Source organism: Chelatococcus composti (genome assembly GCF_014201415.1).
In the GTDB taxonomy this organism is placed as follows: Bacteria; Pseudomonadota; Alphaproteobacteria; order Rhizobiales; family Beijerinckiaceae; genus Chelatococcus_A; species Chelatococcus_A composti.
This window is the reverse complement of sequence record NZ_JACHEH010000001.1, coordinates 174,233-199,400: the sequence shown is the minus strand read 5'-3', so window position 1 is coordinate 199,400 and position 25,168 is coordinate 174,233. Positions and strand designations below refer to the sequence as shown.

The 25,168-nt window shown below is 65.0% G+C and carries 23 protein-coding genes and 3 tRNA genes; 1 reads left to right on the top strand and 25 read right to left on the bottom strand.

From position 1 onward, the window contains the following. Positions 1–10 precede the first annotated feature (10 nt). From rplV to HNQ73_RS00920, 25 genes are all read right to left on the bottom strand, one after another. Positions 11–391, bottom strand: coding sequence for a 50S ribosomal protein L22 (rplV, locus tag HNQ73_RS01040; protein WP_183331381.1), 381 nt, complete (start codon positions 389–391; stop codon positions 11–13). 3 nt (positions 392–394) lie between these two features. After that, entirely contained in the window at positions 395–673 is a 279-nt protein-coding gene (rpsS, locus tag HNQ73_RS01035; protein ID WP_183331379.1) for a 30S ribosomal protein S19, read from the bottom strand. Positions 674–683: 10 nt separating this feature from the next. Then, a complete protein-coding gene (gene rplB / locus HNQ73_RS01030; protein ID WP_183331378.1) occupies positions 684–1,523 on the bottom strand; it encodes a 50S ribosomal protein L2 in 840 nt (279 codons plus the stop codon). Between the two features lie 20 nt (positions 1,524–1,543). Next, complete coding sequence (locus tag HNQ73_RS01025) at positions 1,544–1,840, bottom strand: 50S ribosomal protein L23 (RefSeq protein WP_183331376.1); 297 nt, start codon at positions 1,838–1,840, stop codon at positions 1,544–1,546. Then, positions 1,837–2,457 (bottom strand): 50S ribosomal protein L4, encoded by a 621-nt coding sequence (rplD, locus tag HNQ73_RS01020; protein ID WP_183331374.1) that lies wholly within the window; start codon positions 2,455–2,457, stop codon positions 1,837–1,839. The genes HNQ73_RS01025 and rplD overlap by 4 nt, the downstream gene beginning before the upstream one ends. Continuing rightward, the gene (gene rplC, locus HNQ73_RS01015) at positions 2,457–3,179 is read right to left on the bottom strand and encodes a 50S ribosomal protein L3 (RefSeq protein ID WP_183331372.1); all 723 of its coding nucleotides are present in this window, start codon (positions 3,177–3,179) and stop codon (positions 2,457–2,459) included. The genes rplD and rplC overlap by 1 nt, the downstream gene beginning before the upstream one ends. A 46-nt stretch (positions 3,180–3,225) precedes the next feature. Next, the gene (gene rpsJ / locus HNQ73_RS01010; protein WP_019403824.1) at positions 3,226–3,534 is read right to left on the bottom strand and encodes a 30S ribosomal protein S10; all 309 of its coding nucleotides are present in this window, start codon (positions 3,532–3,534) and stop codon (positions 3,226–3,228) included. A gap of 68 nt (positions 3,535–3,602) precedes the next feature. Next, positions 3,603–4,793: an elongation factor Tu gene (gene tuf / locus HNQ73_RS01005; RefSeq protein WP_183331348.1), complete on the bottom strand. Its 1,191-nt coding sequence runs from the start codon at positions 4,791–4,793 to the stop codon at positions 3,603–3,605. Positions 4,794–4,849: 56 nt separating this feature from the next. Then, positions 4,850–6,925 carry an elongation factor G gene (gene fusA / locus HNQ73_RS01000; RefSeq protein WP_183331370.1) on the bottom strand — a complete coding sequence of 692 codons (2,076 nt, stop codon included), beginning with the start codon at positions 6,923–6,925 and terminating at the stop codon, positions 4,850–4,852. A gap of 29 nt (positions 6,926–6,954) precedes the next feature. After that, the gene (rpsG, locus tag HNQ73_RS00995) at positions 6,955–7,425 is read right to left on the bottom strand and encodes a 30S ribosomal protein S7 (RefSeq protein WP_183331368.1); all 471 of its coding nucleotides are present in this window, start codon (positions 7,423–7,425) and stop codon (positions 6,955–6,957) included. 39 nt (positions 7,426–7,464) lie between these two features. Continuing rightward, on the bottom strand, positions 7,465–7,836 hold the full coding sequence (rpsL, locus tag HNQ73_RS00990; RefSeq protein ID WP_009764294.1) for a 30S ribosomal protein S12: 372 nt from the start codon (positions 7,834–7,836) through the stop codon (positions 7,465–7,467). A gap of 540 nt (positions 7,837–8,376) precedes the next feature. Next, entirely contained in the window at positions 8,377–12,570 is a 4,194-nt protein-coding gene (gene rpoC, locus HNQ73_RS00985) for a DNA-directed RNA polymerase subunit beta' (RefSeq protein ID WP_183331366.1), read from the bottom strand. A 176-nt stretch (positions 12,571–12,746) separates the two neighbouring features. Further along, on the bottom strand, positions 12,747–16,868 hold the full coding sequence (gene rpoB / locus HNQ73_RS00980) for a DNA-directed RNA polymerase subunit beta (protein ID WP_183331364.1): 4,122 nt from the start codon (positions 16,866–16,868) through the stop codon (positions 12,747–12,749). A 274-nt stretch (positions 16,869–17,142) separates the two neighbouring features. Beyond that, positions 17,143–17,526 (bottom strand): 50S ribosomal protein L7/L12, encoded by a 384-nt coding sequence (rplL, locus tag HNQ73_RS00975; RefSeq protein ID WP_183331362.1) that lies wholly within the window; start codon positions 17,524–17,526, stop codon positions 17,143–17,145. Positions 17,527–17,574: 48 nt separating this feature from the next. Then, positions 17,575–18,093, bottom strand: a complete 519-nt coding sequence (gene rplJ / locus HNQ73_RS00970; RefSeq protein WP_183331360.1) for a 50S ribosomal protein L10 — start codon at positions 18,091–18,093, stop codon at positions 17,575–17,577. 548 nt (positions 18,094–18,641) lie between these two features. Next, entirely contained in the window at positions 18,642–19,340 is a 699-nt protein-coding gene (rplA, locus tag HNQ73_RS00965) for a 50S ribosomal protein L1 (RefSeq protein ID WP_183331358.1), read from the bottom strand. Between the two features lie 11 nt (positions 19,341–19,351). Next, positions 19,352–19,780, bottom strand: coding sequence for a 50S ribosomal protein L11 (gene rplK / locus HNQ73_RS00960; RefSeq protein ID WP_183331356.1), 429 nt, complete (start codon positions 19,778–19,780; stop codon positions 19,352–19,354). Positions 19,781–20,002: 222 nt separating this feature from the next. Then, positions 20,003–20,383 carry a ribbon-helix-helix domain-containing protein gene (locus HNQ73_RS00955; protein ID WP_183331354.1) on the bottom strand — a complete coding sequence of 127 codons (381 nt, stop codon included), beginning with the start codon at positions 20,381–20,383 and terminating at the stop codon, positions 20,003–20,005. A 94-nt stretch (positions 20,384–20,477) separates the two neighbouring features. Next, complete coding sequence (locus HNQ73_RS00950) at positions 20,478–21,062, bottom strand: DJ-1/PfpI family protein (RefSeq protein WP_183331352.1); 585 nt, start codon at positions 21,060–21,062, stop codon at positions 20,478–20,480. Positions 21,063–21,227: 165 nt separating this feature from the next. Then, positions 21,228–21,761: a transcription termination/antitermination protein NusG gene (gene nusG, locus HNQ73_RS00945; protein ID WP_183331350.1), complete on the bottom strand. Its 534-nt coding sequence runs from the start codon at positions 21,759–21,761 to the stop codon at positions 21,228–21,230. A 12-nt stretch (positions 21,762–21,773) separates the two neighbouring features. Next, complete coding sequence (secE, locus tag HNQ73_RS00940) at positions 21,774–21,971, bottom strand: preprotein translocase subunit SecE (RefSeq protein ID WP_019400034.1); 198 nt, start codon at positions 21,969–21,971, stop codon at positions 21,774–21,776. Between the two features lie 163 nt (positions 21,972–22,134). Next, positions 22,135–22,211: transfer RNA gene (locus tag HNQ73_RS00935), tRNA-Trp, on the bottom strand. A 217-nt stretch (positions 22,212–22,428) separates the two neighbouring features. Continuing rightward, a complete protein-coding gene (tuf, locus tag HNQ73_RS00930) occupies positions 22,429–23,619 on the bottom strand; it encodes an elongation factor Tu (RefSeq protein WP_183331348.1) in 1,191 nt (396 codons plus the stop codon). Between the two features lie 240 nt (positions 23,620–23,859). Further along, positions 23,860–23,933 (bottom strand) — tRNA-Gly (locus HNQ73_RS00925). Between the two features lie 19 nt (positions 23,934–23,952). Further along, positions 23,953–24,037, bottom strand: a tRNA-Tyr gene (locus HNQ73_RS00920). 194 nt (positions 24,038–24,231) lie between these two features. Between HNQ73_RS00920 and HNQ73_RS00915 the strand changes: the two genes are divergently transcribed. Continuing rightward, positions 24,232–25,059, top strand: coding sequence for a TrmH family RNA methyltransferase (locus HNQ73_RS00915; protein WP_183331346.1), 828 nt, complete (start codon positions 24,232–24,234; stop codon positions 25,057–25,059). The last annotated feature ends 109 nt before the right edge of the window (positions 25,060–25,168 follow it).

The following is a 25,168-nucleotide window of genomic DNA, read 5'->3' as shown; positions in this document are numbered from 1 at the left end:
CAGTTGCTCCTCACGCTTCCGCAGCGACTTCCCGAACCACGATGGTCAGGTTCGAGAACGGCTTCTCGATACGCGCCCCGCGACCGCGGGCGCGGGCGTGGAAGCGCTTCATGACAAGCGACTTGCCGACGTAGGCCTCGGCAACGACGAGATCGTCCACATCAAGGTCATGGTTGTTCTCGGCGTTGGCGATGGCGCTCTCAAGCGCCTTCTTCACGTCGACGGCAATGCGCTTGCGGCTGAACTCAAGGTCGGCGAGCGCGGTCGAGACCTTCTTGCCGCGGATCAGGGCAGCAACGAGATTGAGCTTCCGCGGGGAGACGCGCAGATTGCGCGCCACCGCCCTGGCCTCGTTGTCGCTGAGCGCGCGGGCAGCAGACTGCTTACCCATGGCTCACCTCCTCTTCGCCTTCTTGTCCGCCGCGTGCCCGTAGAAGGTCCGCGTCGGAGAGAATTCGCCAAACTTGTGGCCGACCATCTCCTCGGTCACCAGGACCGGGATATGCTTCTGACCGTTGTAGACCCCGAACGTCAGGCCGACGAACTGCGGCAGGATCGTGGAGCGACGGCTCCAGATCTTGATCACCTCGGAACGACCGGAACCGCGAGCGGCCTCGGCCTTCTTGAGGAGGTAGCCGTCGACGAACGGGCCCTTCCAAACCGAACGTGCCATCGCGCGCCCCTTATTTCTTCTTCCGCTGGTGGCGGCTCGTGACGATGAGACCGTCAGTCCGCTTGTTCGAGCGGGTCCGCTTGCCCTTCGTCGGCTTGCCCCACGGCGTCACCGGGTGACGACCGCCCGAGGTGCGACCCTCACCACCACCGTGCGGGTGGTCGATCGGGTTCATCGCGACACCACGGTTGTGCGGACGGCGGCCAAGCCAGCGAGAGCGACCCGCCTTGCCGATCGAGATGTTCATGTGGTCCGGGTTCGACACCGCGCCCACCGTGGCGAAGCACTGGCCATGGACCAAGCGCTGCTCGCCGGAGTTGAGACGCAGGATGACGTAGCCCTGGTCACGGCCGACGATCTGCGCATAGGTGCCCGCCGAACGGGCAAGAGCGCCGCCCTTGCCAATCTTCAACTCGACGTTGTGCACGATCGTGCCGATCGGAATGTTGGCGAGCGGCAGCGCATTGCCGGGCTTGATATCCGCCTGCTCACCCGACATCACCACGTCGCCCGCCGAAAGGCGCTGCGGCGCAAGGATGTAGGAGAGCGTGCCGTCCTCGTACTTCACCAGCGCGATGAAGGCCGAACGGTTCGGATCGTACTCGATGCGCTCCACCGTCGCAGACATGCCCAGCTTCGCGCGGCGCTTGAAGTCCACGAGCCGGTAGCTCTGCTTGTGGCCGCCGCCGCGGAAACGCACGGTCACGCGGCCGTTGTTGTTGCGGCCACCCGAGCTCACCTTGCCCTCGGTCAGCGCCTTGACCGGCTTGCCCTTGTAGAGCTCCGAACGGTCGACGATGACGAGCTGGCGCAGGCCCGGCGTGACCGGTTTGAATGTCTTCAGAGCCATCGGCTCACTCCCTCACCTGCTCAAAGACCCGTCGTCACGTCGATCGTCTGGCCCTCGGCGAGGGTGACGATCGCCTTCTTGACGTCGGAGCGCTGCCCGACCGTACCGCGGAAGCGCTTGACCTTGCCCTTCGTGACGAGCGTGTTGACGCCCGTCACCTTCACGTCGAACAGTTTCTCGACGGCCGCCTTGATCTGCGGCTTCGTCGCGTTCCGGGCGACCTTGAACACGACCTTGTTCTGCTCGGACGCAGCGGTCGCCTTCTCGGTGATCACCGGAGCGACGATGACGTCGTAATGGCGCGGATCGATGCTCATTTGAAGCGTGCCTCCAGCGCGTCCACGGCGGCCTTGGTCAGGACCAGCTTGTCCCGCCGCAGGATGTCATAGACGTTGATGCCCTGAACCGGCAGCACATCCACGTTCGGGATGTTGCGGGCCGCCAGGCCGAAATTGCCGTCCACGGCAGCACCGTCGACGATCAGCGCGTTGGTGAGCCCGAGCTTGCCGAAACGCTCCTTGAGCGCCTTCGTCTTGGGCTCGGACACCGTGGCCGACTCCAGAACGACGATCGCGCCATCCTTGGCCTTCGCCGAAAGGGCGTGGCGCAGAGCGAGCTGGCGCACGCGCTTCGGCAGGTCGTGGGCGTGGTCGCGCACGACGGGACCGAAGGCCTTGCCACCGCCGCGGAACTGCGGAGCGGAAGCCGCGCCATGACGGGCGTTGCCCGTGCCCTTCTGGCGATACATCTTCTTGGTCGTCCGGCTCACGTCGGAACGGCCGAGCGTCTTGTGCGTACCGGCCTGCCGCTTGGCGAGCTGCCAGCGCACGCAGCGATGGATGAGGTCAATCCGCGGCTCAAGGCCGAAGATCGCCTCGTTGAGCTCGATCGAACCGGCCTTGCCGCCGTCGAGCGTCGTCACGTCGAGCTTCATTACGCGCGCTCCTCACCTTCGGTCGCCGCAGCGGCCTCGCCGTTGCCGCGCTCGCGGAAGGCACCCGGGATCGGCGCCTCCTTCGGCAGCGCACGCTTGACCGCGTCGCGGACCATGATCCAGCCGCCGGCCACGCCGGGAACCGCGCCCTGCACCAGGATCAGACCGCGCTCGGCATCCGTCTGGATGACACGCAGGTTCTGGGTCGTGACGCGCTCGGTACCGAGATGACCGGGCATCTTCTTGTTCTTGAAGGTCTTGCCGGGATCCTGACGACCACCCGTCGAACCGATGGAGCGGTGCGAGATCGACACACCGTGCGAGGCGCGCAGACCGCCGAAGTTCCAGCGCTTCATGCCGCCGGCGAAGCCCTTACCGGTCGTCACGCCCGTCACGTCGACGAACTGGCCGACGACGAAATGGTCGGCCGTGATCTCGGCGCCGACAGGAATGACGTGCTCCGGAGAGACCCGGAACTCGGCAAGCTTCTTCTTCGGCTCGACCTTCGCCGCAGCGAAACGGCCGCGCTCAGCCTTCGACACATTCTTGACCTTGGCCGTACCGACGCCAACCTGCAGCGCGGTGTAGCCGTTCTTCTCCAACGTCCGGTGCGCAACAACCTGGCAGTTGTCGAGCTTCAGGACGGTGACCGGAACATGTTCCCCGGCGTCGGTGAAGACGCGGGTCATGCCGACCTTCTTTGCAATGACGCCAGAGCGCATGAGCGTATCCTCTAAGGCGTTCGGAAGACTGATGGGCCAAGGCCCATCAGAGCCTGATTTCCACATCGACGCCCGCGGCGAGGTCGAGCTTCATCAGCGCGTCGACCGTCTGCGGAGTCGGCTCAACGATGTCGAGGACACGCATATGCGTACGCATCTCGAACTGCTCGCGCGACTTCTTGTCGATATGCGGCGAGCGGTTGACCGTGAACTTCTTGATGCGCGTCGGCAGCGGGATCGGACCCCGGACCTCCGCGCCCGTCCGCTTCGCGGTCGACACGATCTCGCGCGTCGACGCGTCGAGAATGCCGTGATCGAACGCCTTCAGGCGGATTCGAATATTCTGACCGTTCATAACAGACCCCTTGGGCCGACCCCGAAGAGGCCGGCGCCGGTTTATCGGCGCGCGGCCTTGTGCCTGGCTTACTCGATGATGGAGGCGACGACGCCGGCGCCAACCGTGCGGCCGCCCTCGCGGATCGCAAACCGCAGCTTCTCCTCCATGGCGATCGGAGCAATCAGCTCAACTTCCATCGCCACGTTGTCGCCCGGCATCACCATCTCGGTGCCCTCAGGCAGCTTCACCACACCCGTCACGTCCGTCGTGCGGAAGTAAAACTGCGGACGGTAGTTGTTGAAGAACGGCGTGTGGCGACCACCCTCTTCCTTCGTCAGGATGTACGCCTCGGCCTTGAACTTCGTGTGCGGCTTCACCGAGCCGGGCTTGCACAGAACCTGCCCGCGCTCAACGTCCTCACGCTTCGTGCCACGCAGCAGCGCACCGATGTTGTCGCCAGCCTCGCCCTGGTCGAGCAGCTTGCGGAACATCTCAACGCCCGTCACCGTCGTCTTCTGCGTCGGACGCAGACCAACGATCTCGACCTCGTCGCCAACCTTGATCACGCCGCGCTCGACACGGCCCGTCACCACCGTACCGCGACCCGAAATCGAGAACACGTCCTCAACCGGCATCAGGAACGGCTGGTCCTTCGGACGCTCAGGCTGCGGAATGTACGCGTCAACCGCTTCCATGAGCTTCAGAACCGCATCACGGCCGATCTCAGGGTTGCGATCCTCCAACGCACACAGCGCAGAGCCCTTGATGATCGGGATGTCGTCCCCGGGGAAGTCGTACTTCGACAGAAGCTCGCGGACCTCAAGCTCAACAAGGTCCAGAAGCTCCGGATCGTCCACCATGTCGACCTTGTTCATGAACACCACAAGCGCCGGAACACCAACCTGGCGCGCCAGCAGGATGTGCTCACGCGTCTGCGGCATCGGGCCGTCCGCCGCAGAAACAACAAGGATCGCCCCGTCCATCTGCGCCGCGCCCGTGATCATGTTCTTCACGTAGTCCGCGTGACCGGGGCAGTCCACGTGCGCATAGTGCCGCTTCTCGGTCTCATACTCGACGTGCGACGTCGAGATCGTGATCCCGCGAGCCTTCTCCTCCGGAGCCTTGTCAATCTGGTCGTACGCCGTAAACGACGCACCACCCTTCTCCGCAAGAACCTTCGTAATCGCCGCCGTCAGAGACGTCTTACCATGGTCAACGTGACCAATCGTCCCGATGTTGCAGTGCGGCTTCGTGCGCTCAAACTTTTCCTTCGCCATCGTAGGGCTCCTTCAAAGGAACTCGACGTCAGTCGTGTCTCGTTCTCGTTTCAGGTTCAGGCGTACTTGGCCTGAACCTCGGCGGCGACCGCTTGCGGCACTTGCTCGTAGTGGTCGAACTGCATGGTGTAGGTTGCGCGACCCTGGCTCATGGAGCGCAGCGTGTTCACGTAACCGAACATGTTGGCGAGCGGGACCATCGCATTGATGACCACCGCATTGCCGCGCATGTCCTGGCCCTGGATCTGGCCACGGCGGGAGTTGAGGTCGCCGATGACGGACCCGGTGTAGTCCTCCGGCGTCACGACCTCGACCTTCATGATCGGCTCGAGCAGAACCGAACCGCCCTTCTGAAGGGCTTCGCGCAGGGCCGCGCGGGCCGCGATCTCGAAGGCCAGAGCCGACGAGTCGACCTCGTGGTAGGCACCGTCGACGAGCTCAACCTTGAGGTCCACGACCGGGAAGCCGGCCAGGACACCCGCACCGAGAACCGACTCAAGGCCCTTCTCGACGCCGGGGATGTACTCCTTCGGCACGACGCCGCCGACGATCTTCGACTCGAACGAGTAGCCGGCACCGGGCTCGTTCGGCTCGACGACCAGCTTCACGCGGGCGAACTGACCCGAGCCGCCGGTCTGCTTCTTGTGCGTGTAGTCCACCTCGACGCGCTTGGAAATGCGCTCGCGGTAGGCCACCTGCGGGGCGCCGACGTTGGCATCGACCTTGTAGGTGCGGCGCAGGATGTCGACCTTGATGTCAAGGTGCAGCTCGCCCATGCCCTTGAGGATGGTCTGGCCGGACTCGGGGTCCGTCGACACCTGGAAGGACGGGTCCTCGGCAGCCAGCTTCGACAGCGCGATGGCCAGCTTCTCCTGGTCGGCCTTCGACTTCGGCTCGATGGCGATCTCGATGACCGGCGCCGGAAACTCCATCTTCTCGAGGATGACGGGCTTCAGCGGGTCGCACAGAGTGTCACCCGTACGGACCTCCTTGAGGCCCGCGAGCGCAACGATGTCGCCGGCATAGGCCTCCTTGATGTCCTCGCGGCTGTTCGCGTGCATCAGGAGCATGCGGCCAACGCGCTCCTTCTTGTCGCGCGTCGAGTTGAGGATCGACGTGCCCGACTCCACCTTGCCGGAGTAAACACGGCAGAAGGTGATCGTCCCGACGAAGGGGTCGTCCATGATCTTGAACGCGAGCATGGAGAACGGCTCGTCGTCGGACGGCTTGCGCTCGATGGGCTCTTCCGTATTGACGTCGATGCCCTTGATCGCGCCGCGATCGACCGGCGACGGCAGGTAATCCACCACCGCGTCGAGCAGCGGCTGCACACCCTTGTTCTTGAACGCCGTGCCGCACAGCACCGGATGGAACGCGCGGCGCTGCACCGCGATGCGGATCAGCTTGCGCAGCGTGGCCTCGTCCGGCTCCTCGCCCTCGAGGTAGGCATTCATGGCATCGTCGTCGACCTCGACGGCGGCCTCGACCAGCTTGTTGCGATATTCGGCCGCCTTGTCGACGAGGTCGGCGGGGATGTCGACGATATTGAACTTCGCACCGAGCGCGTCGTCGTCCCAGACGATCGCCTTCATGGTGACGAGGTCGACCACACCCTTGAAGGTGTTCTCACTGCCGATCGGCAGCTGCAGCAGGACGGGCTTGCCGGCAACGCGGTCCACGATGGAGTCGACGCAGCGGAACAGGTCCGCGCCCACCTTGTCCATCTTGTTGACGAACACGATGCGCGGCACGTCGTACTTGTCAGCCTGACGCCACACAGTCTCGGTCTGCGGCTCGACACCCTGGCTGCCATCGAGAACGCACACCGCACCGTCGAGCACGCGCAGCGAACGCTCCACCTCAATGGTGAAGTCCACGTGCCCGGGCGTGTCGATGATGTTCAGGCGGTGCCCACGCCAGAAGCAGGTCGTAGCGGCCGACGTGATGGTGATGCCGCGCTCCTGCTCCTGCGCCATCCAGTCCATCGTCGCGGAGCCCTCGTGGGTCTCCCCGATCTTGTGGCTCTTGCCGGTGTAATAGAGAATCCGCTCGGTCGTCGTCGTCTTTCCGGCATCAATGTGCGCCATGATGCCGAAATTACGGTAGTTCTCGATGGCATGACTGCGGGGCATTGTACGAGCTCCGTCCGATCTGACGCCGATTACCAGCGGTAGTGCGAGAAGGCGCGGTTCGCTTCCGCCATGCGGTGCGTGTCCTCGCGCTTCTTCACAGCGCTGCCACGATTGTTCGCGGCATCGATGAGTTCGGCCGACAGCCGCTCGACCATCGTACGGTCGTTGCGCGAACGCGCGGCCTGGATCAGCCAGCGAATGGCGAGCGCCTGGCGACGCTCCGCACGGACCTCGACAGGCACCTGATAGGTGGCGCCGCCGACGCGGCGGGACCGCACCTCGATCGCCGGCGACACGTTCTCGAGAGCCTGACGGAAGACCTCGAGAGGATCCGTCTTCAGCTTCTGCTCGATGATATCGAACGCGCCATAGACGATGGCCTCGGCAACCGACTTCTTGCCATCGCGCATCACGGAGTTCATGAACTTCGTGAGAACCACGTCACCGAACTTGGCGTCCGGGATCACCTCGCGCTTCTCGGCACTGTGACGACGGGACATATGCTCCGCTCCGCCTAGAAATTTCAGAAAGCGCCCGAATTACTTCGGACGCTTGGCACCGTACTTCGAACGGCGCTGCTTACGGTTCTTGACGCCCTGCGTGTCGAGGACGCCGCGCAGAATGTGGTAGCGCACACCCGGAAGGTCCTTGACGCGGCCGCCGCGGATCATCACCACGGAGTGCTCCTGGAGGTTGTGCCCCTCGCCCGGAATGTAGCCGATAACCTCGAAACCGTTCGTCAGGCGCACCTTGGCAACCTTACGCAGCGCCGAGTTCGGCTTCTTCGGCGTCGTCGTGTAGACGCGCGTGCACACGCCCCGCTTCTGCGGGCAGGCCTCAAGTGCAGGAACCTTGTTCCGGCTCTTCTGCGCCGTCCGCGGCTTGCGGATCAGCTGGCTGATCGTCGGCATGCTTCGCTCTCTTCGCTCCGGCCCTTCGGCCGCTTGCCTAGACTGCTCCAACCGCACAGCACCGAAAGAAGCCGTGCGACCCTCCTAAAGATGCGACGGGCGCGAACGCCCGACCGCAAGCAAAACAAATCCGCGCCTTCGGCGGCCTGCCTCCGGCGCGTTAGCCCGCAGAGGACCACGGTTAGACCGCGGTCATGCTCCTGATCTGACTCTACAAGCCTGACTTGTTGCCAGTCGGTGCTGAATTCGACAGCGTTTAGGACTTAAAGGTCAGGGCTGCTGCCCGGACAGAGAGACCTACGGCCTGCCGGAAGTGCGCGGGTTTTACCCTTTGAGTCGCGCTTCGTCAACGCCTTTCTCGTTTGCAGCCTTCGATTTCCGGCCGAAACGGCGGCCCCCGGACCCCGAGTGCGCGGTCCCATGCGGAAGAAGCGCGCTTGCCGGCAACAATCGCAATGGCCGGGGCGGGAGCGGCGACATCTTCGCAAAGCAAGAGGGCCGCCACGAGGGCGGCCCTCCGGCAAATCTCCGCTGGAGAATTTACTCCGCAGCAGCCGGCGGCAGCTCCCCGCCCGTGACCGCTGCAGCAGCCTGGCCGGATTCGCTCGCCTTCTGCGCCAGGATGAGCTCGTCGCGGCGCTGCGCGATCTCGCGCAGGCGGGCGGCCACCGCCCCGGTACCAGCCGGGATGAGGCTGCCGACGATGACATTTTCCTTGAGGCCCTCGAGCGTGTCGACCTTGCCGTTGACGGCAGCCTCGGTGAGCACGCGCGTCGTCTCCTGGAACGACGCAGCCGAGATGAACGAGCGCGTCTGCAGGCTGGCCTTGGTGATGCCGAGCAGCACTGGCGTACCGACGGCGGGCTTCTTGCCCTCGGCCACCAGCTTCTCGTTCATCTCCTCCACCTCCAGCCGGTCGACCTGCTCGCCCTGCAGGTACTCGCTGTCGCCCGGATCCTGGATCTCGACCTTCTGCAGCATCTGGCGGACGATCACCTCGATGTGCTTGTCGTTGATGTTCACGCCCTGCAGGCGGTACACCTCCTGGATCTCGTTGACGAGATAGGCGGCCAGCTCCTCTACGCCCTTGATGGCAAGGATGTCGTGCGGCGCGGGGTTGCCGTCGACGATGAAGTCGCCGACCTCCACCACATCGCCATCCTGAAGGTGGATGTGCTTGCCCTTCGGGATGAGGTACTCGACGGGCTCCGAGCCATCATGCGGGATCAGCGTCAGGCGGCGCTTGTTCTTGTAGTCGCGCCCGAACTGGATCGTGCCCGACTTCTCCGCGATGATTGCCGCATCCTTCGGACGACGCGCCTCGAACAGCTCCGCCACCCGCGGCAGACCGCCGGTGATGTCGCGCGTCTTGGCGCTCTCCATCGGGATACGGGCGAGCACGTCGCCGGCCTTGACCTTTGCGCCCGGATCCACGGCGATGATGGCGTCGACCGCCAGCAGCGAGCGGGCCTCGCCGCCGCGGGCGAGCTTGGCGATCTTGCCGTTCTCATCAAGGATGACGATGGCCGGCCGCAGATCGGAGGTGCGGGTCAAGCCACGCCAGTCGATGACGACGCGCTTGGCAATACCTGTTGACTCGTCGATCTGCTCCGACATCGACGCGCCCTCGACGAGATCCTCGAAGGCGACCACACCATCCACCTCGGTCAGGATCGGCCGGGTATACGGATCCCATTCGGCGATGCGCTGGCCGCGCTTGATGGTGTCGCCCTCGTCGACCTTGAGGCGCGCACCGTACTGGATGCGGTGCACCGCCCTCTCCTGCCCGTCCGGCCCGACGATGACCACCGCGAGGTTGCGCCCCATGGCAATGAGGTCACCGTCCGAGTTGCGCGCCACGTTGCGGTTGCGGATCTTGACCGTGCCCTCGAAGTTGGACTCGACAAAGGACTGGTCGGCGATCTGCGCCGCACCACCGATGTGGAAGGTGCGCATCGTCAGCTGCGTACCGGGCTCGCCGATCGACTGCGCCGCGATGACGCCCACAGCCTCGCCGAAGTTCACCGGCGTGCCGCGCGCCAGGTCGCGTCCGTAGCAGGTGGCGCAGACGCCGTTCTTGGCCTCGCAGGTCAGCACCGAACGGATCTTCACCTCCTGGATGCCGGCCGCGGTGATCGGCTCGATGTGCTGCTCCTCGATCATGGTGCCGGCCGGCACGATGACCTTGCCTTCCGCGTCGACGACGTCCTCGGCAGCCGTGCGGCCAAGGATGCGCGAGGCGAGCGAGGCGACGACCTGGCCCGCGTCGACGATGGCCCGCATACGGATGCCCTTGTCGGTACCGCAGTCCTGCTCGCGGATGACCGCGTCCTGCGCCACGTCGACGAGACGGCGCGTGAGATAACCCGAGTTCGCCGTCTTGAGTGCCGTGTCGGCAAGGCCCTTGCGGGCGCCGTGCGTCGAGTTGAAGTACTCGAGCACGTCCAGGCCTTCCTTGAAGTTCGAGATGATCGGGCTCTCGATGATCTCGCCGGACGGCTTGGCCATCAGGCCGCGCATGGCGGCGAGCTGCTTCATCTGCGCGGGCGAGCCGCGGGCGCCGGAGTGCGCCATCATGTAGATGGAGTTCACCGGCTTGGTGCGACCGTTCTCGTCCTTCTGCACCGCGGAGATGCGCGCCATCATCTCGGCCGCGAGGCGGTCCGAGCACTTGGCCCAGGCGTCGACGACCTTGTTGTACTTCTCGCCCTGGGTGATGAGACCGTCCTGGTACTGCTGCTCGTAATCCTTGACGAGCTTGCGCGTCTCCTCGACGATCTCCCACTTGTTCTCGGGCACCACCATGTCGTCCTTGCCGAACGAGATGCCGGCCTTGAACGCGTGGTAGAAGCCGAGGCCCATGATCCGGTCGCAGAAAATGACCGTCTCCTTCTGACCGCAGTTGCGGTAGACGATGTCGATCATGTTCGAGATTTCCTTCTTCGTCATGAGCTTGTTCACGACGTCGAAGGGAACGGCCGGGTGCTTGGGCAGGACCTGGGACAGGATCACGCGGCCCGGAGTCGTCTCGTAGATCTTCGTGAAGGTGGAGCCGTCCTCCTTCACGCCCGTCCAGCGGTACTTGATCTTCGAGTGCAGCGTGACAGCCTTGGACGCGAGCGCATGCTCGAGCTCGCCCATGTCGGCGAAGGCCTTGCCCTCGCCCGGCTCACCCTCGGCCATGATCGACAGGTAGTAGAGCCCGAGGACGATGTCCTGCGACGGCACGATGATCGGCTGGCCGTTGGCCGGGTGCAGGATGTTGTTGGTCGACATCATCAGCACACGCGCCTCGAGCTGGGCTTCCAGCGAGAGAGGCACATGCACGGCCATCTGGTCGCCGTCGAAGTCGGCGTTGAACGCCGCACAGACGAGCGGATGCAGCTGGATGGCCTTGCCCTCGATGAGGATCGGCTCGAATGCCTGGATGCCGAGACGGTGCAGCGTCGGCGCCCGGTTGAGCATCACGGGATGCTCGCGGATCACCTCGTCGAGGATATCCCAGACCTCGGGCTTCTCCTTCTCGACAAGCTTCTTCGCCTGCTTCACCGTGGCGGACAGGCCCTTGGCGTCAAGCCGCGCGTAGATGAACGGCTTGAACAGCTCGAGCGCCATCTTCTTCGGCAGGCCGCACTGGTGCAGCTTGAGCTCCGGGCCCACGACGATGACCGAACGGCCGGAGTAGTCGACGCGCTTGCCGAGCAGGTTCTGGCGGAAGCGCCCCTGCTTGCCCTTCAGCATGTCGGCGAGCGACTTCAGCGGACGCTTGTTGGCACCCGTGATGACGCGGCCGCGCCGGCCGTTGTCGAACAGCGCATCAACGGCCTCCTGCAGCATCCGCTTCTCATTGCGGATGATGATGTCCGGCGCGCGCAGCTCGATCAGCCGCTTCAGGCGGTTGTTGCGGTTGATGACGCGACGGTAGAGGTCATTGAGGTCTGACGTGGCAAAGCGGCCGCCGTCGAGCGGGACGAGCGGGCGCAGGTCCGGCGGAATGACGGGGATGACCGTCATGATCATCCACTCGGGCCGGTTGCCCGACTGGATGAAGGCCTCGATGATCTTGAGGCGCTTCATCAGCTTCTTCGGCTTCAGCTCGGAGGTCGTCGTGGCGATCTCCTGGCGAAGGTCGGCCGCGATCTTCTCAAGATCGAGGTTCTTGAGCATCTCGCGGATGGCCTCCGCGCCGATCATCGCGGTGAAGCTGTCCTCACCATACTCGTCCTGGGCGCGCAGGTACTCCTCCTCCGACAGAAGCTGGCGCTCCTTCAGAGGCGTGATGCCCGGATCAATGACGACGTAGTACTCAAAGTACAGGATCCGCTCGAGATCCTTGAGCGTCATGTCGAGCAGGAGGCCGATGCGCGACGGCAGCGACTTCAGGAACCAGATGTGGGCGACGGGAGCCGCCAGCTCGATGTGGCCCATGCGTTCGCGCCGCACGCGCGCCAGCGTCACCTCGACGCCGCACTTCTCGCAGATGACGCCCTTGTACTTCATGCGCTTGTACTTGCCGCACAAGCACTCGTAATCCTTGATCGGGCCGAAGATGCGGGCGCAGAACAGACCGTCACGCTCGGGCTTGAACGTGCGGTAGTTGATCGTCTCCGGCTTTTTGATCTCGCCGTAGGACCAGGACAGAATCTTTTCCGGGCTGGCGAGCGAAATCTTGATCTGGTCGAAGGCCTGCGCCGGAGCCTGGGTATTGAAGAGATTCATGACCTCTTGATTCATCGCCGTCTCCTCGGTTGCGGAGGCGCCGCCTGGGCGACCCGTCTCCGCCGGCATCTCATGCGGACGTCGGGGCGTCCCCCGACATCGACGCTCGTTTCGATGGGTCGCGGCCCTGTTGCGTCCGCGACCCCTTGTCCCTCAACCCCACGCGGGTGACACGGCGCCCGTGGCGCCGGTCATTCCGCGGCCTCCGACGGAGGCAGCTCCGCAGCCGGCCTCTTGGTCGAGATGAGCTCGACGTTGAGGCCGAGCGAGCGCATCTCCTTGACGAGCACGTTGAAGCTCTCCGGAATGCCGGCCTCGAAGGTGTCGTCGCCGCGCACGATGGCCTCGTAGACCTTGGTGCGGCCGGCCACATCGTCCGACTTGACCGTGAGCATTTCCTGCAGGGTGTAGGCGGCACCGTAAGCCTCGAGCGCCCACACCTCCATCTCGCCGAAGCGCTGACCGCCGAACTGCGCCTTGCCGCCAAGCGGCTGCTGCGTGACGAGCGAGTACGGACCGATCGAGCGAGCATGGATCTTGTCGTCGACGAGGTGGTGGAGCTTCAGCATGTAGATGTAGCCCACCGTCACCTTGCGATCGAACGGCTCGCCCGTGCGACCGTCGTAGAGCGTCGACTGGCCAGAGCGGTCGAGACCCGCCTGCTCCAGCATCTGCTCGATGTCCGCCTCCTTGGCACCGTCAAACACCGGCGTCGCGATGGGCACGCCGCGCCGCAGGTTGGCGCTCATCTCGACGAGCTCCTCGTCCGACATCGCCGCGACCTCGGGATTGTCGCCGTAGATCTCGTGGAGCTTCTTGCGCAGAGGCTCGATGTTCTGCGTCTTCATGTACGCGTCGTACGCCTGCCCGATCTGGAGACCGAGGCCGGCGCAGGCCCAGCCAAGGTGCGTCTCCAGGATCTGGCCGACGTTCATGCGGCTCGGCACGCCCAGCGGGTTGAGCACGATGTCGACAGGCGTGCCATCCTCGAGGAACGGCATGTCCTCGACGGGGACGATCTTCGACACGACACCCTTGTTGCCGTGGCGGCCGGCCATCTTGTCGCCGGGCTGGATCTTGCGCTTGACGGCGATGAAGACCTTGACCTGCTTCATCACGCCCGGAGGCAGCTCGTCGCCGCGCTGCAGCTTCTCGACCTTGTCGAGGAAGCGCTGCTCGAGACGCTTCTTCGACTCGTCGTACTGCTTGCGCATCGCCTCGATCTCGCTCATCACCGCGTCGTCGGCGACGGCGAACTGCCACCACTGCGAGCGCGGATATTCGTTGAGCGACTCGCGCGTCAGCTGCGCATCCCGCTTGAAGCCCTTCGGACCGGCGATCGCCGTCTGGCCGATCAGCATCTCGGCGAGACGGGCGTAGACGTTGCGGTCGAGGATCGCCTGCTCGTCGTCGCGGTCCTTGGCCAGGCGCTCGATCTCCTCGCGCTCGATCGCCTGGGCGCGCTCGTCCTTGTCCACGCCGTGGCGGTTGAACACGCGCACCTCGACAACGGTGCCGGTGACACCCGGCGGCACGCGCAGCGAGGTATCGCGCACGTCGGAGGCCTTCTCGCCGAAGATGGCGCGCAGAAGCTTCTCCTCCGGCGTCATCGGGCTCTCGCCCTTAGGCGTGATCTTGCCGACAAGGATGTCGCCGGCGTGGACCTCCGCGCCGATGTAGACGATGCCGGCCTCGTCGAGGTTCTTCAGCGCCTCTTCCGAGACGTTCGGAATGTCGCGCGTGATCTCCTCCGGCCCGAGCTTGGTGTCGCGGGCGCTGACCTCGAACTCCTCGATGTGGATCGAGGTGAAGACGTCGTCCTTCACAATCCGCTCGGAGAGCAGGATCGAGTCCTCGAAGTTGTAGCCGTTCCACGGCATGAAGGCGACGAGGACGTTGCGGCCGAGCGCAAGCTCGCCAAGATCGGTCGAGGGACCGTCGGCGATGATGTCCCCCTTCTTGACAAGATCGCCCACCTTCACCAGTGGCCGCTGGTTAATGCAGGTCGACTGGTTGGAACGCTGGAACTTCTGCAGCCGGTAGATGTCGACGCCCGACTTGCTCGGGTCGAGATCCTGCGTGGCGCGGACGACGATACGGGTCGCGTCCACCTGGTCAACGATACCGGTGCGGCGGGCGGCGATCGCGGCGCCCGAGTCACGGGCGACGACCGCCTCCATGCCGGTGCCGACGAAAGGCGCGTCCGCCTTCACCAGCGGCACGGCCTGGCGCTGCATGTTCGAGCCCATGAGGGCGCGGTTGGCGTCGTCGTTCTCGAGGAACGGGATGAGCGCCGCAGCGACCGACACGAGCTGCTTCGGCGACACGTCCATGTAGTCGACGCGATCCGGCGGAACGACGACGACGTCGCCCGCGCGGCGACAGACCACGAGGTCCTCCGTCAGCCGGCCCTCGCCGTCGATGGCAGCGTTCGCCTGGGCAATGTTGTACTTCTGCTCCTCCATCGCCGAGAGGTAGACCACCTCCTCGGTGACACGCCCGTCCTTCACCTTGCGGTAGGGCGCCTCGATAAAGCCGTACTTGTTGACGCGCGCGAAGGTGGCGAGCGAGTTGATGAGGCCGATGTTCGGACCTTCCGGCGTCTCGATGGGGCAGATGCGGCCGTAGTGCGTCGGATGCACGTCGCGCACCTCGAAGCCGGCGCGCTCGCGCGTCAGGCCGCCCGGACCAAGCGCCGAAAGGCGACGCTTGTGCGTCACTTCCGACAGCGGGTTCGTCTGGTCCATGAACTGCGAGAGCTGCGAGGAGCCGAAGAACTCGCGCACCGCCGCCGCAGCCGGCTTGGCGTTGATGAGGTCCTGCGGCATCACCGTGTCGATGTCGACCGAGGACATGCGCTCCTTGATGGCGCGCTCCATGCGCAGGAGGCCCAGGCGATACTGGTTCTCCATGAGCTCGCCCACCGAGCGCACACGGCGGTTGCCGAGGTGGTCGATGTCGTCGATCTCGCCGCGGCCGTCGCGCAGGTCCACGAGGGCCTTCACCACCGCGATCATGTCCTCGCGGCGCAGCGTCCTGACCGTGTCCGGGCAGTCGAGATCGAGGCGCATGTTCATCTTCACGCGGCCGACCGCCGAGAGGTCGTAGCGCTCCGGATCGAAGAACAGCGAGTGGAACATCGCCTCCGCCGTCTCCAGCGTCGGCGGCTCGCCCGGGCGCATCACCCGGTAGATGTCGAACAGGGCCTCCTCGCGCGAGGAGTTCTTGTCGATGGCGAGCGTGTTGCGGATGTAGGGGCCGATGTTGACGTGGTCGATGTCGAGCACCGGGATCTCGGTGAAGCCCTGCTCGGTGAGCGTCGTCAGCAGCTTGGCCGTGATCTCCTCGCCGGCCTCGGCGAAGATCTCGCCCGTCGAGAGGTCGACCAGGTCCTCGGCCACGTACTGGCCGTACAGATCCTCATCGCTGGCGCGCAGGGCCTTGACGCCCTTCTCCTCGAGCTGGCGGGCAGCGCGGGCCGTGAGCTTCTTGCCGGCCTCGAGCACAACCTCGCCCGTGTCGGCATCAACGAGATCGGCAACAGCCTTGTAGCCCCTCATGCGGCCGGCGTCGAACGGCATGCGCCAGCCGTCCTTGTCCTTGCTGTAGACGATCTTGTTGTAGAACGTATTGAGGATTTCCTCGCCGTCGAGGCCCAGCGCATAGAGCAGCGACGTCACCGGAATCTTCCGGCGCCGGTCGATGCGCGCATAGACGATGTCCTTGGCGTCGAACTCGATGTCGAGCCACGAGCCGCGGTAAGGAATGATGCGGGCGGCGAAGAGCAGCTTGCCGCTCGAGTGCGTCTTGCCCTTGTCGTGATCGAAGAACACGCCCGGCGAGCGGTGCATCTGCGAGACGATGACACGCTCGGTGCCGTTGACGATGAAGGTGCCGTTGTCCGTCATGAGCGGCATGTCGCCCATGTAGACATCCTGCTCCTTAATGTCCTTGACAGACTTGGCGCCCGTGTCCTGATCGACATCGAATACGATGAGGCGCAGCGTCACCTTCAGCGGCGCGGCATAGGTCATGCCGCGCTGACGGCATTCATCAACGTCGTACTTGGGCGGCTCGAACGTATACTTGACGAATTCCAGCAGGGACGTGTTGGAAAAGTCCGAGATGGGGAAAACGGACTTGAAGACCGCCTGAAGCCCCTCATCGGGCCGCCCGCCCTTCGGCTCCTCGACCATCAGGAACTGGTCGTAGGACGCCTTCTGAACCTCGATGAGGTTCGGCATCTCCGCGACTTCCCGGATCTTGCCGAAGAACTTGCGGACGCGTTTCCGGCCGGTGATCGTCTGGGCCATGTTCGGTTCTCGCTCCTCACGCACGGCTGACCGGGCGGTCCGGTCGTGCGGCCACCAGGCCGCCGGGTCAGCCGCTCCGCCCATCGGCGGAATTTCATATGGGCCGCGCTAGCCGCCGCGGCTGGCGGCAGACTCGCACAGCATCGGGAGAGCCTTCCGGCCCACCGGCGCCGCGGACAGGAAACCCTGCCAGCGACGACTCGACGGCCCCGAGGAAACTCCCCGGGACCGCCATAATCCGCGATGCGGAGCCGCAGGACGCGGCTCCGTGACATCACTTGAGCTCGACCTTGGCGCCGACCTTCTCGAGGGCAGCCTTGATCTTCTCGGCCTCGTCCTTCGGAGCGCCCTCCTTCAGGGTCTTCGGAGCGCCCTCGACGAGGTCCTTCGCCTCCTTCAGGCCGAGACCGGTGATGGCGCGCACCTCCTTGATGACCTCGATCTTCTTGTCGCCGGCGGCGGCAAGAACGACGTCAAACTCGGTCTTCTCCTCAGCGGCCGGGGCGGCAGCGCCGCCGGCAGCACCCGGAGCAGCGGCGACAGCCACAGCCGCAGCCGCGGAGACGCCCCACTTCTCCTCGAGCATCTTGGCAAGCTCGGCGGCCTCGAGGACCGTGAGGTTCGACAGCTCGTCGACGAGTTTCGCAAGATCAGCCATTGTTCAATTCCTGGATCGGTTCGATTTGGATTGGGTATTCACACGGCCTCACGCCGCTTCGTCTCGCTTGGCATAGGCCCCGAAAACGCGCGCCACCTTGGCGGCCGGCGCGTTGACGACCTGGGCGATCTTCGTGGCCGGGGCCTGGATGAGGCCGACCAGCTTGCCGCGCAGCTCGTCGAGAGACGGCAGCGAGGCGAGCGCCTTCACGCCGTCCGTATTCAGGGCGGTCGCACCCATGGCACCGCCAAGGATGACGAACTTGTCGTTCGCCTTGGCGAATTCCACCGCGACCTTCGGAGCCGCAACCGGGTCGCTGGAATAGGCCAGCAACGTCGGCCCCCTGAGCAGGGAACCGATGGAAGCGACATCCGTGCCTTCGAGAGCGATCTTCGCGAGGCGGTTCTTCGCAACCTTCACGGTGGCACCGACCTGCTTCATCTCGCGACGAAGCTTCTGCATGTCGGCAACCGTGAGGCCTGCATAGTGGGCCACGACGACAACGCCCGTGCTCTTGAACACCTCGTTGAGCGTCGCGACGAGATCAGCTTTTGCCGCTCTGTCCACCTTGCTCTCTCCGGTTGACGGCGAGCCCATGCCCGCCGCCGGCTGCACCTGCCGCCCGAATGCGACCCCGGCCAAAGGCCACGATCGCCGGACGGCGCTCGTGAGCCCTGTCCAACCGGCCACACCAGAAGCGCAACCGGCAAGTAGGTTCGAACCGACCACACCGCCGCCGGACAACCGGCGACAATACGAACCAGTCTTCCCCCGTCTATGCAGGCATCACAGCGAAATTATGCCGGCCGGATAAACCATTCGGCACCTGCAGTCTCGGACAGGACATAAGGCCGCGCAGGCAAAGGGTTACCCCTCGGCCTGCCGGCCTTCCACCGCCTGGGAACCCAGACGGTATTCGATGATGAATACGGGAACCTTGTCTCCCGCACCGGTCTCACCAGACACGAACCGGTATTTAACGCCTTGCACGCTGTTTGCCAAGGGGGCATGCGCAGAAGTCGCCTGGATCGGTTCCATCCATGCACGGCCAGCCCTCGCAGAACCGGCCCCGCGATGGGCGAGGACCGCGGCGTCAGGCCGCGGTCCTGTCAAAATCAGGCGCCGATGACCGTCGACGGCTCAACCTTCACACCCGGGCCCATCGTCGACGAGATGGCGATGCGCTGGATGTAGGTGCCCTTGGCGCCAGAGGGCTTCGCCTTGGCGACAGCGTCAGCGAAGGCGCGGATGTTCTCGACGAGCTTCTCAACTTCGAACGAGGCCTTGCCGACGCCGGCGTGAACGATGCCCGCCTTCTCGACGCGGAACTCGACAGCGCCGCCCTTGGCAGCCTTCACGGCCCCCGCAACGTCCATCGTCACCGTGCCGACCTTCGGGTTCGGCATGAGGCCGCGCGGGCCCAGCACCTTGCCGAGACGGCCGACGAGCGGCATGAGGTCCGGCGTCGCGATGCAGCGGTCGAAGTCAATCGTGCCGCCCTGGATACGCTCGAGCAGATCCTCGGCGCCCACGATGTCGGCACCGGCAGCCTTCGCCTCGTCAGCCTTCGGCCCGCGCGCGAAGACGGCGACGCGCACCGTACGACCCGAGCCGTTCGGCAGCTGGCAGACGCCACGCACCATCTGGTCAGCGTGACGCGGATCGACGCCGAGGTTCATCGCCACCTCGATCGTCTCGTCGAACTTGGCCGTAGCCCGCTCCTTGACGAGCTTCACGGCCTCTTCGAGCGCGTAGAGCTTGGTGCGGTCGATGCCGTTGCGGCTGGCGGCCACGCGCTTTGCAATCTTAGCCATGAACGCTCTCCTCAGCCCACGACCTCGAGGCCCATCGAACGGGCCGAGCCTTCGATCATCGCCACCGCGGCATCGACGGTGTCGCAGTTGAGGTCCGACATCTTCTTCTCGGCGATCTCGCGCAGCGCTTCACGCGTGACCTTGCCGACCGTGCCGCGACCCGGGGTCTTGGAGCCCTTCTCCAGCTTGGCGGCCTTCTTGAGGAAGTAGGAGACCGGCGGCTGCTTCATCTCGAAGGTGAAGGAGCGGTCCTGATACACGGTGATGATCACCGGAATCGGCATGCCCTTCTCCATCTGCGCGGTCTTCGCGTTGAAGGCCTTGCAGAATTCCATGATGTTGAGGCCGCGCTGGCCGAGCGCAGGGCCGATCGGCGGCGACGGATTGGCCGCGCCCGCCGGCACCTGAAGCTTCACGTAACCCGTGATTTTCTTCGCCATGGGATGCTCACTCGGCGTCGCCCGCCTGCCAGGGCGTGCAACGCAAAGTCCGCCGCGCCACGAAACCGCAGGCGGCGGATGGTTGGAGATCGCGGTCGCGGCACGCTTTCTTCCGGCTGGCGAACCGGACGTGCCTCCCGCGGATGGTTGTCCCTTTCGGGGACGGCGGATCGCCTACACCATAACGGACGGAAAAGAAAGCCCCCTGACGGCTTCCGGCGTTCACGCCGCCGGCATCAGGGAGCCCTGCGGCCGTGTGAGGCGGCGTGCCTCGCGGGCAAGGATGGCGTCGGCATCCAGCCCGGCGATGGGCTGGGCTGGATTGCGCGGCACGTCGCCGGCGAGCTGCAGCATCAGGTAGCGTCCGCAGCAGACTCTCAGGAACGAGGCGAAGTTCTCCACCTCGCCGCGCGTCTCCAGCAACTCCTCGTAGAGGCGGCCGAGCAGCTGCGAAACGCTCATGCCGTCGCGTGCCGCGATCTCCTCCAGCACGTGCCAGTAGAGATTCTCGAGGCGAACGCTGGTGGAGAAGCCGTTGAGTCGGACCGACCGCAGCCGCGTTTCCCAAAGCTGCGGATCGGCGTTCACGAAGAGCCTGCACATCGCGGTCCCTCCCCTTCCGTCGGCAGCGACAGTCTAGCGCCACCGGGCAGGTGAAACGCAAGACCGCCGCGCGATCCCGCGCCGGGAGCGGCCGTCATCCGTGGCGGATCTCCGTGCCCAGCACGGCGAGGAACTGCGCGATGAAGGCCGGGTGGGCCGGCCAGGCCGGTGCCGAGACCAGGTTTCCGTCCGTCACGGCGGCATCGATGGGGATGTCAGCATAGGTGCCGCCCGCAAGCTCCACTTCGGCCCGGCAGGCCGGATAGGCCGAGCAGGTGCGCCCCTTCAGCACGCCCGCGCCGGCAAGGAGCTGCGCGCCGTGGCAGATGGCCGCCACCGGCTTGCCGGCCTCGAAGAAGTGCCGCACGCACGCGACGACCCGCTCGTTGAGGCGCAGGTACTCGGGCGCCCGGCCGCCGGGAATGACGAGCGCGTCGTAGGACGCCGGATCAATCTCCGCAAAGGTGGCGTTGAGCGTGAAATTGTGGCCGCGCTTCTCCGAATAGGTCTGCTGGCCCTCGAAATCGTGGATGGCGGTGGCCACCGCATCACCCGCCTTCTTGTCCGGACAGACGGCGTGCACGGTGTGGCCGACGGCGAGCAGGGCCTGGAACGGCACCATGATCTCGTAGTCTTCGCCGAAATCGCCGACGATCATCAGGATGCGCTTGCCCGACATCGTTTCCTCCCTTGCTGGTGCGGGAGGAAGGCTACAGGCCGGCGGACGGGCGAAGGTGTTATCCCGGTACTACGCGAGGCCGGCGCCCGTGCGGCAAGAACAGGCGCCTGAAACGCGAATGGCCGGGACGGGCCCGGCCATGACGACGAACGGATGGAAGCTGCGTCAGAGCTTCTCGACCTGCCCGTATTCGAGCTCGACGGGCGTGGCGCGGCCGAAGATCGAGACCGCCACCTTGAGCCGGGCGCGCGCCTCGTCCACCTCCTCCACCACGCCGCTGAACGAGGCGAAGGGGCCGTCGGCGACGCGCACCTGCTCGCCCACCTCGAAATGCAGCGAGGATTTCGGCCGCTCGACGCCCTCGGCCACCTGGCCCTTGATGCGCTCGGCCTCGTGGTCCGGGATCGGCAGCGGCTTCGACTTGTCGGCGCCGAGGAAGCCGGTGACCTTCGGCGTGTTCTTGATGAGATGGTAGACCTCGTCCGTGAGGTCGCACTTCACCAGCACGTAGCCGGGGAAGAACTTGCGCTCGGTGTCGATCTTGCGTCCGCGGCGAACCTCCACGACCTTCTCGGTCGGAACGAGGATCTCCTCGAACTTGTCCTCGAGCCCACGCTGCTGCGCCTGGTCGCGCAGGGACTGCGCCACCTTGTTCTCAAAGTTGGAATAGGCGTGGACGATGTACCAGCGATAGCTCATGACTTTCTCCCCTCAGCGTCCGACACCGAGAATCAGGCCGACGCCGAAGCGGATGATCTGATCGGCAGCGAGGAAGAACAGCGCCGCAATGATCACCATGACGAAGACCATGGCAGTCGTGACCATGGTCTCCTTGCGCGTGGGCCAGGTGACCTTGGCCGCCTCGTTACGGACCTGCTGCAGGAATTCGAACGGGTTCGTCTTTGCCATCGTCCTCACGTCCGCGGGCTTCGCCCCCGCCTCTCGTCGCAACAGCGCGCGCGACCGCCTCGAATCACAACGCGGCGCGTGCCGTTGCGGTCACACGCCGTCAATCGGTCCGGCCCAAGCAGGCTTCTTGACACGCGGGACAAGAGCCACTCGAAAAATCCGCTGGCAGGAGTGGAGGGACTCGAACCCCCAACCCCCGGTTTTGGAGACCGGTGCTCTAACCAGTTGAGCTACACTCCTAGCGGAACCGGCGGATCGACGTCGCCCACCGGCTTCTCTGCACCGGGCGAATCTGCCCGGTGCAGCGGAGACGACGTGACCGCCGCCTCCTATATCCCATTGCCGCCGCCCAGCAAAGCCGCTTCGCGAGGCAGTGGACATCCTCCGCGGACCAGCCCCTTGGGCCGACCCCGAAGAGGCCGGCGCCGGTTTATCGGCGCGCGGCCTTGTGCCTGGCTTACTCGATGATGGAGGCGACGACGCCGGCGCCAACCGTGCGGCCGCCCTCGCGGATCGCAAACCGCAGCTTCTCCTCCATGGCGATCGGAGCAATCAGCTCAACTTCCATCGCCACGTTGTCGCCCGGCATCACCATCTCGGTGCCCTCAGGCAGCTTCACCACACCCGTCACGTCCGTCGTGCGGAAGTAAAACTGCGGACGGTAGTTGTTGAAGAACGGCGTGTGGCGACCACCCTCTTCCTTCGTCAGGATGTACGCCTCGGCCTTGAACTTCGTGTGCGGCTTCACCGAGCCGGGCTTGCACAGAACCTGCCCGCGCTCAACGTCCTCACGCTTCGTGCCACGCAGCAGCGCACCGATGTTGTCGCCAGCCTCGCCCTGGTCGAGCAGCTTGCGGAACATCTCAACGCCCGTCACCGTCGTCTTCTGCGTCGGACGCAGACCAACGATCTCGACCTCGTCGCCAACCTTGATCACGCCGCGCTCGACACGGCCCGTCACCACCGTACCGCGACCCGAAATCGAGAACACGTCCTCAACCGGCATCAGGAACGGCTGGTCCTTCGGACGCTCAGGCTGCGGAATGTACGCGTCAACCGCTTCCATGAGCTTCAGAACCGCATCACGGCCGATCTCAGGGTTGCGATCCTCCAACGCACACAGCGCAGAGCCCTTGATGATCGGGATGTCGTCCCCGGGGAAGTCGTACTTCGACAGAAGCTCGCGGACCTCAAGCTCAACAAGGTCCAGAAGCTCCGGATCGTCCACCATGTCGACCTTGTTCATGAACACCACAAGCGCCGGAACACCAACCTGGCGCGCCAGCAGGATGTGCTCACGCGTCTGCGGCATCGGGCCGTCCGCCGCAGAAACAACAAGGATCGCCCCGTCCATCTGCGCCGCGCCCGTGATCATGTTCTTCACGTAGTCCGCGTGACCGGGGCAGTCCACGTGCGCATAGTGCCGCTTCTCGGTCTCATACTCGACGTGCGACGTCGAGATCGTGATCCCGCGAGCCTTCTCCTCCGGAGCCTTGTCAATCTGGTCGTACGCCGTAAACGACGCACCACCCTTCTCCGCAAGAACCTTCGTAATCGCCGCCGTCAGAGACGTCTTACCATGGTCAACGTGACCAATCGTCCCGATGTTGCAGTGCGGCTTCGTGCGCTCAAACTTTTCCTTCGCCATCGTAGGATCCTAGACGCCTCTGCACGTGTGGCTTTTGGGTTGCGGTCGATTAAGACCCTTCGCCCCATACTTCAAGAGCGAATTTGCCCGGGGTCCGTGAATTTTCCCCACCGGACCCCGAGGAGCTCGGAGGCGAGCCTTTATCCCGAGCCGGCCAGGATTGTCGAGTCCCGTCCGTTGACGCGCCGCCCCGGCTTCGACCCCGCAAGAGAATGCTCAGCGATGCGTTGGGAAAGGCGGTGGAGCGGGTGAAGGGAATCGAACCCTCGTCATCAGCTTGGAAGGCTGCTGCTCTACCATTGAGCTACACCCGCGCACTGGCTGCTTCGGGAATGGTGGAGGGGGTTGGATTCGAACCAACGTAGGCGTAGCCAACGGATTTACAGTCCGTCCCCTTTAACCACTCGGGCACCCCTCCGACACAATCCTCGGAAGCACCGCCGGGCGGCGCGTCGAGCCGCCGCTTGCTTTCACGAAAACCTTCGGAACGCGACAGCGCCGACAGCGCGGGGCCTCTTATGGTGAGGCCGATTGCCGGTGTCAACACAAAACCAACTGGCATCCACGACGCTCTCGTGCCACAGGAGGCGCGACCAATCTCGGACCAGAACGATGAGCAACGACAAGGCCCCGCCGGCCCGGCAGACGACCAGACAGCAGCCCCGCAAGGGAAAACAGGCGTCAGGCGCGCGCGGCCCGCGCCCGCAGCGCCGCTCCGGCCCGCCCGGCAGCATCGATGTCGCGATCATCTACGGTTGGCATCCCGTTGTGGAAGCGCTCGCCAATCCCCGGCGCAGGGCCCGCCGTCTCATGGCCACCGAGAACGCTCACAAGCGGCTGCTCGAGCGATTCGGGCGCCTGCCGATCACACCCGAGATCGTCCGCCCCGCCGATATCGACCGGCTGCTGGAGCCCGATGCCGTCCACCAGGGCCTGCTGCTCGAGGCCGATCCGCTTCCCTCCCCCACCATCGATTCGCTGCCGGCGGATTCGCTCATCCTCGTCCTCGACCAGATCACCGACCCGCACAACGTCGGCGCCATCGTGCGCACGGCCGCAGCCTTCTCCGTCGCGGCCATCGTCACCACGGCACGCCACAGCCCCGCTGCCACAGGCGTGCTCGCCAAGTCCGCCTCGGGCGGGCTCGAACACGTCCCCTTCGTCGTGGTGCGCAATCTCGCGGAGGCGATGCTCGCCCTGCGCGAGCGCGGCTTCCAGCTCGTCGGCCTTGATTCGGCCGGGCCGACGCCCCTCGGCGACATCCCCCTCTCCCGGCCGCTCGGCCTCGTCCTCGGCGCCGAGGGCAAGGGGCTGCGGCAGCTGACCCGCGAGCGGTGCAGCCACCTCGCGCGTCTCGACATGCCGGGCGCCATCAAGAGCCTCAACGTCTCCAACGCCGCCGCCATCGCCCTCTATGCGGCGAGCCGCGCCTTGGGCTGAACAAGGCCGGAAATATTGCACCGCACTATTGCGGTGCACTTAAGACTTTGGAACGACGACCAATTGTCGAGCGACAGCAGAAACCCCTCCGCTTAAGCTTTCATTCATC

Excerpts from the sequence above, each read along its gene's own strand:
- rpsG (WP_183331368.1), bottom strand. The coding sequence starts at position 7,425 with ATGTCCCGTCGTCACAGTGCCGAGAAGCGCGAGGTGATCCCGGACGCC.
- rplD (WP_183331374.1), bottom strand. The coding sequence starts at position 2,457 with ATGAAGCTCGACGTGACGACGCTCGACGGCGGCAAGGCCGGTTCGATC.
- fusA (WP_183331370.1), bottom strand. The coding sequence starts at position 6,925 with ATGCCCCGCAGTCATGCCATCGAGAACTACCGTAATTTCGGCATCATG.
- nusG (WP_183331350.1), bottom strand. The coding sequence starts at position 21,761 with ATGAGCTATCGCTGGTACATCGTCCACGCCTATTCCAACTTTGAGAAC.
- HNQ73_RS00915 (WP_183331346.1), top strand. The coding sequence starts at position 24,232 with ATGAGCAACGACAAGGCCCCGCCGGCCCGGCAGACGACCAGACAGCAG.
- rpoC (WP_183331366.1), bottom strand. The coding sequence starts at position 12,570 with ATGAATCAAGAGGTCATGAATCTCTTCAATACCCAGGCTCCGGCGCAG.
- rpoB (WP_183331364.1), bottom strand. The coding sequence starts at position 16,868 with ATGGCCCAGACGATCACCGGCCGGAAACGCGTCCGCAAGTTCTTCGGC.
- rpsL (WP_009764294.1), bottom strand. The coding sequence starts at position 7,836 with ATGCCGACGATCAGCCAGCTGATCCGCAAGCCGCGGACGGCGCAGAAG.
- rplK (WP_183331356.1), bottom strand. The coding sequence starts at position 19,780 with ATGGCGAAGAAAATCACGGGTTACGTGAAGCTTCAGGTGCCGGCGGGC.
- tuf (WP_183331348.1), bottom strand. The coding sequence starts at position 4,793 with ATGGCGAAGGAAAAGTTTGAGCGCACGAAGCCGCACTGCAACATCGGG.
- rpsS (WP_183331379.1), bottom strand. The coding sequence starts at position 673 with ATGGCACGTTCGGTTTGGAAGGGCCCGTTCGTCGACGGCTACCTCCTC.
- tuf (WP_183331348.1), bottom strand. The coding sequence starts at position 23,619 with ATGGCGAAGGAAAAGTTTGAGCGCACGAAGCCGCACTGCAACATCGGG.
- rplB (WP_183331378.1), bottom strand. The coding sequence starts at position 1,523 with ATGGCTCTGAAGACATTCAAACCGGTCACGCCGGGCCTGCGCCAGCTC.
- rplL (WP_183331362.1), bottom strand. The coding sequence starts at position 17,526 with ATGGCTGATCTTGCGAAACTCGTCGACGAGCTGTCGAACCTCACGGTC.
- secE (WP_019400034.1), bottom strand. The coding sequence starts at position 21,971 with ATGGCAAAGACGAACCCGTTCGAATTCCTGCAGCAGGTCCGTAACGAG.
- HNQ73_RS00955 (WP_183331354.1), bottom strand. The coding sequence starts at position 20,383 with ATGTGCAGGCTCTTCGTGAACGCCGATCCGCAGCTTTGGGAAACGCGG.
- rplC (WP_183331372.1), bottom strand. The coding sequence starts at position 3,179 with ATGCGCTCTGGCGTCATTGCAAAGAAGGTCGGCATGACCCGCGTCTTC.
- rplV (WP_183331381.1), bottom strand. The coding sequence starts at position 391 with ATGGGTAAGCAGTCTGCTGCCCGCGCGCTCAGCGACAACGAGGCCAGG.
- rplA (WP_183331358.1), bottom strand. The coding sequence starts at position 19,340 with ATGGCTAAGATTGCAAAGCGCGTGGCCGCCAGCCGCAACGGCATCGAC.
- rpsJ (WP_019403824.1), bottom strand. The coding sequence starts at position 3,534 with ATGAACGGTCAGAATATTCGAATCCGCCTGAAGGCGTTCGATCACGGC.
- HNQ73_RS01025 (WP_183331376.1), bottom strand. The coding sequence starts at position 1,840 with ATGAGCATCGATCCGCGCCATTACGACGTCATCGTCGCTCCGGTGATC.
- HNQ73_RS00950 (WP_183331352.1), bottom strand. The coding sequence starts at position 21,062 with ATGTCGGGCAAGCGCATCCTGATGATCGTCGGCGATTTCGGCGAAGAC.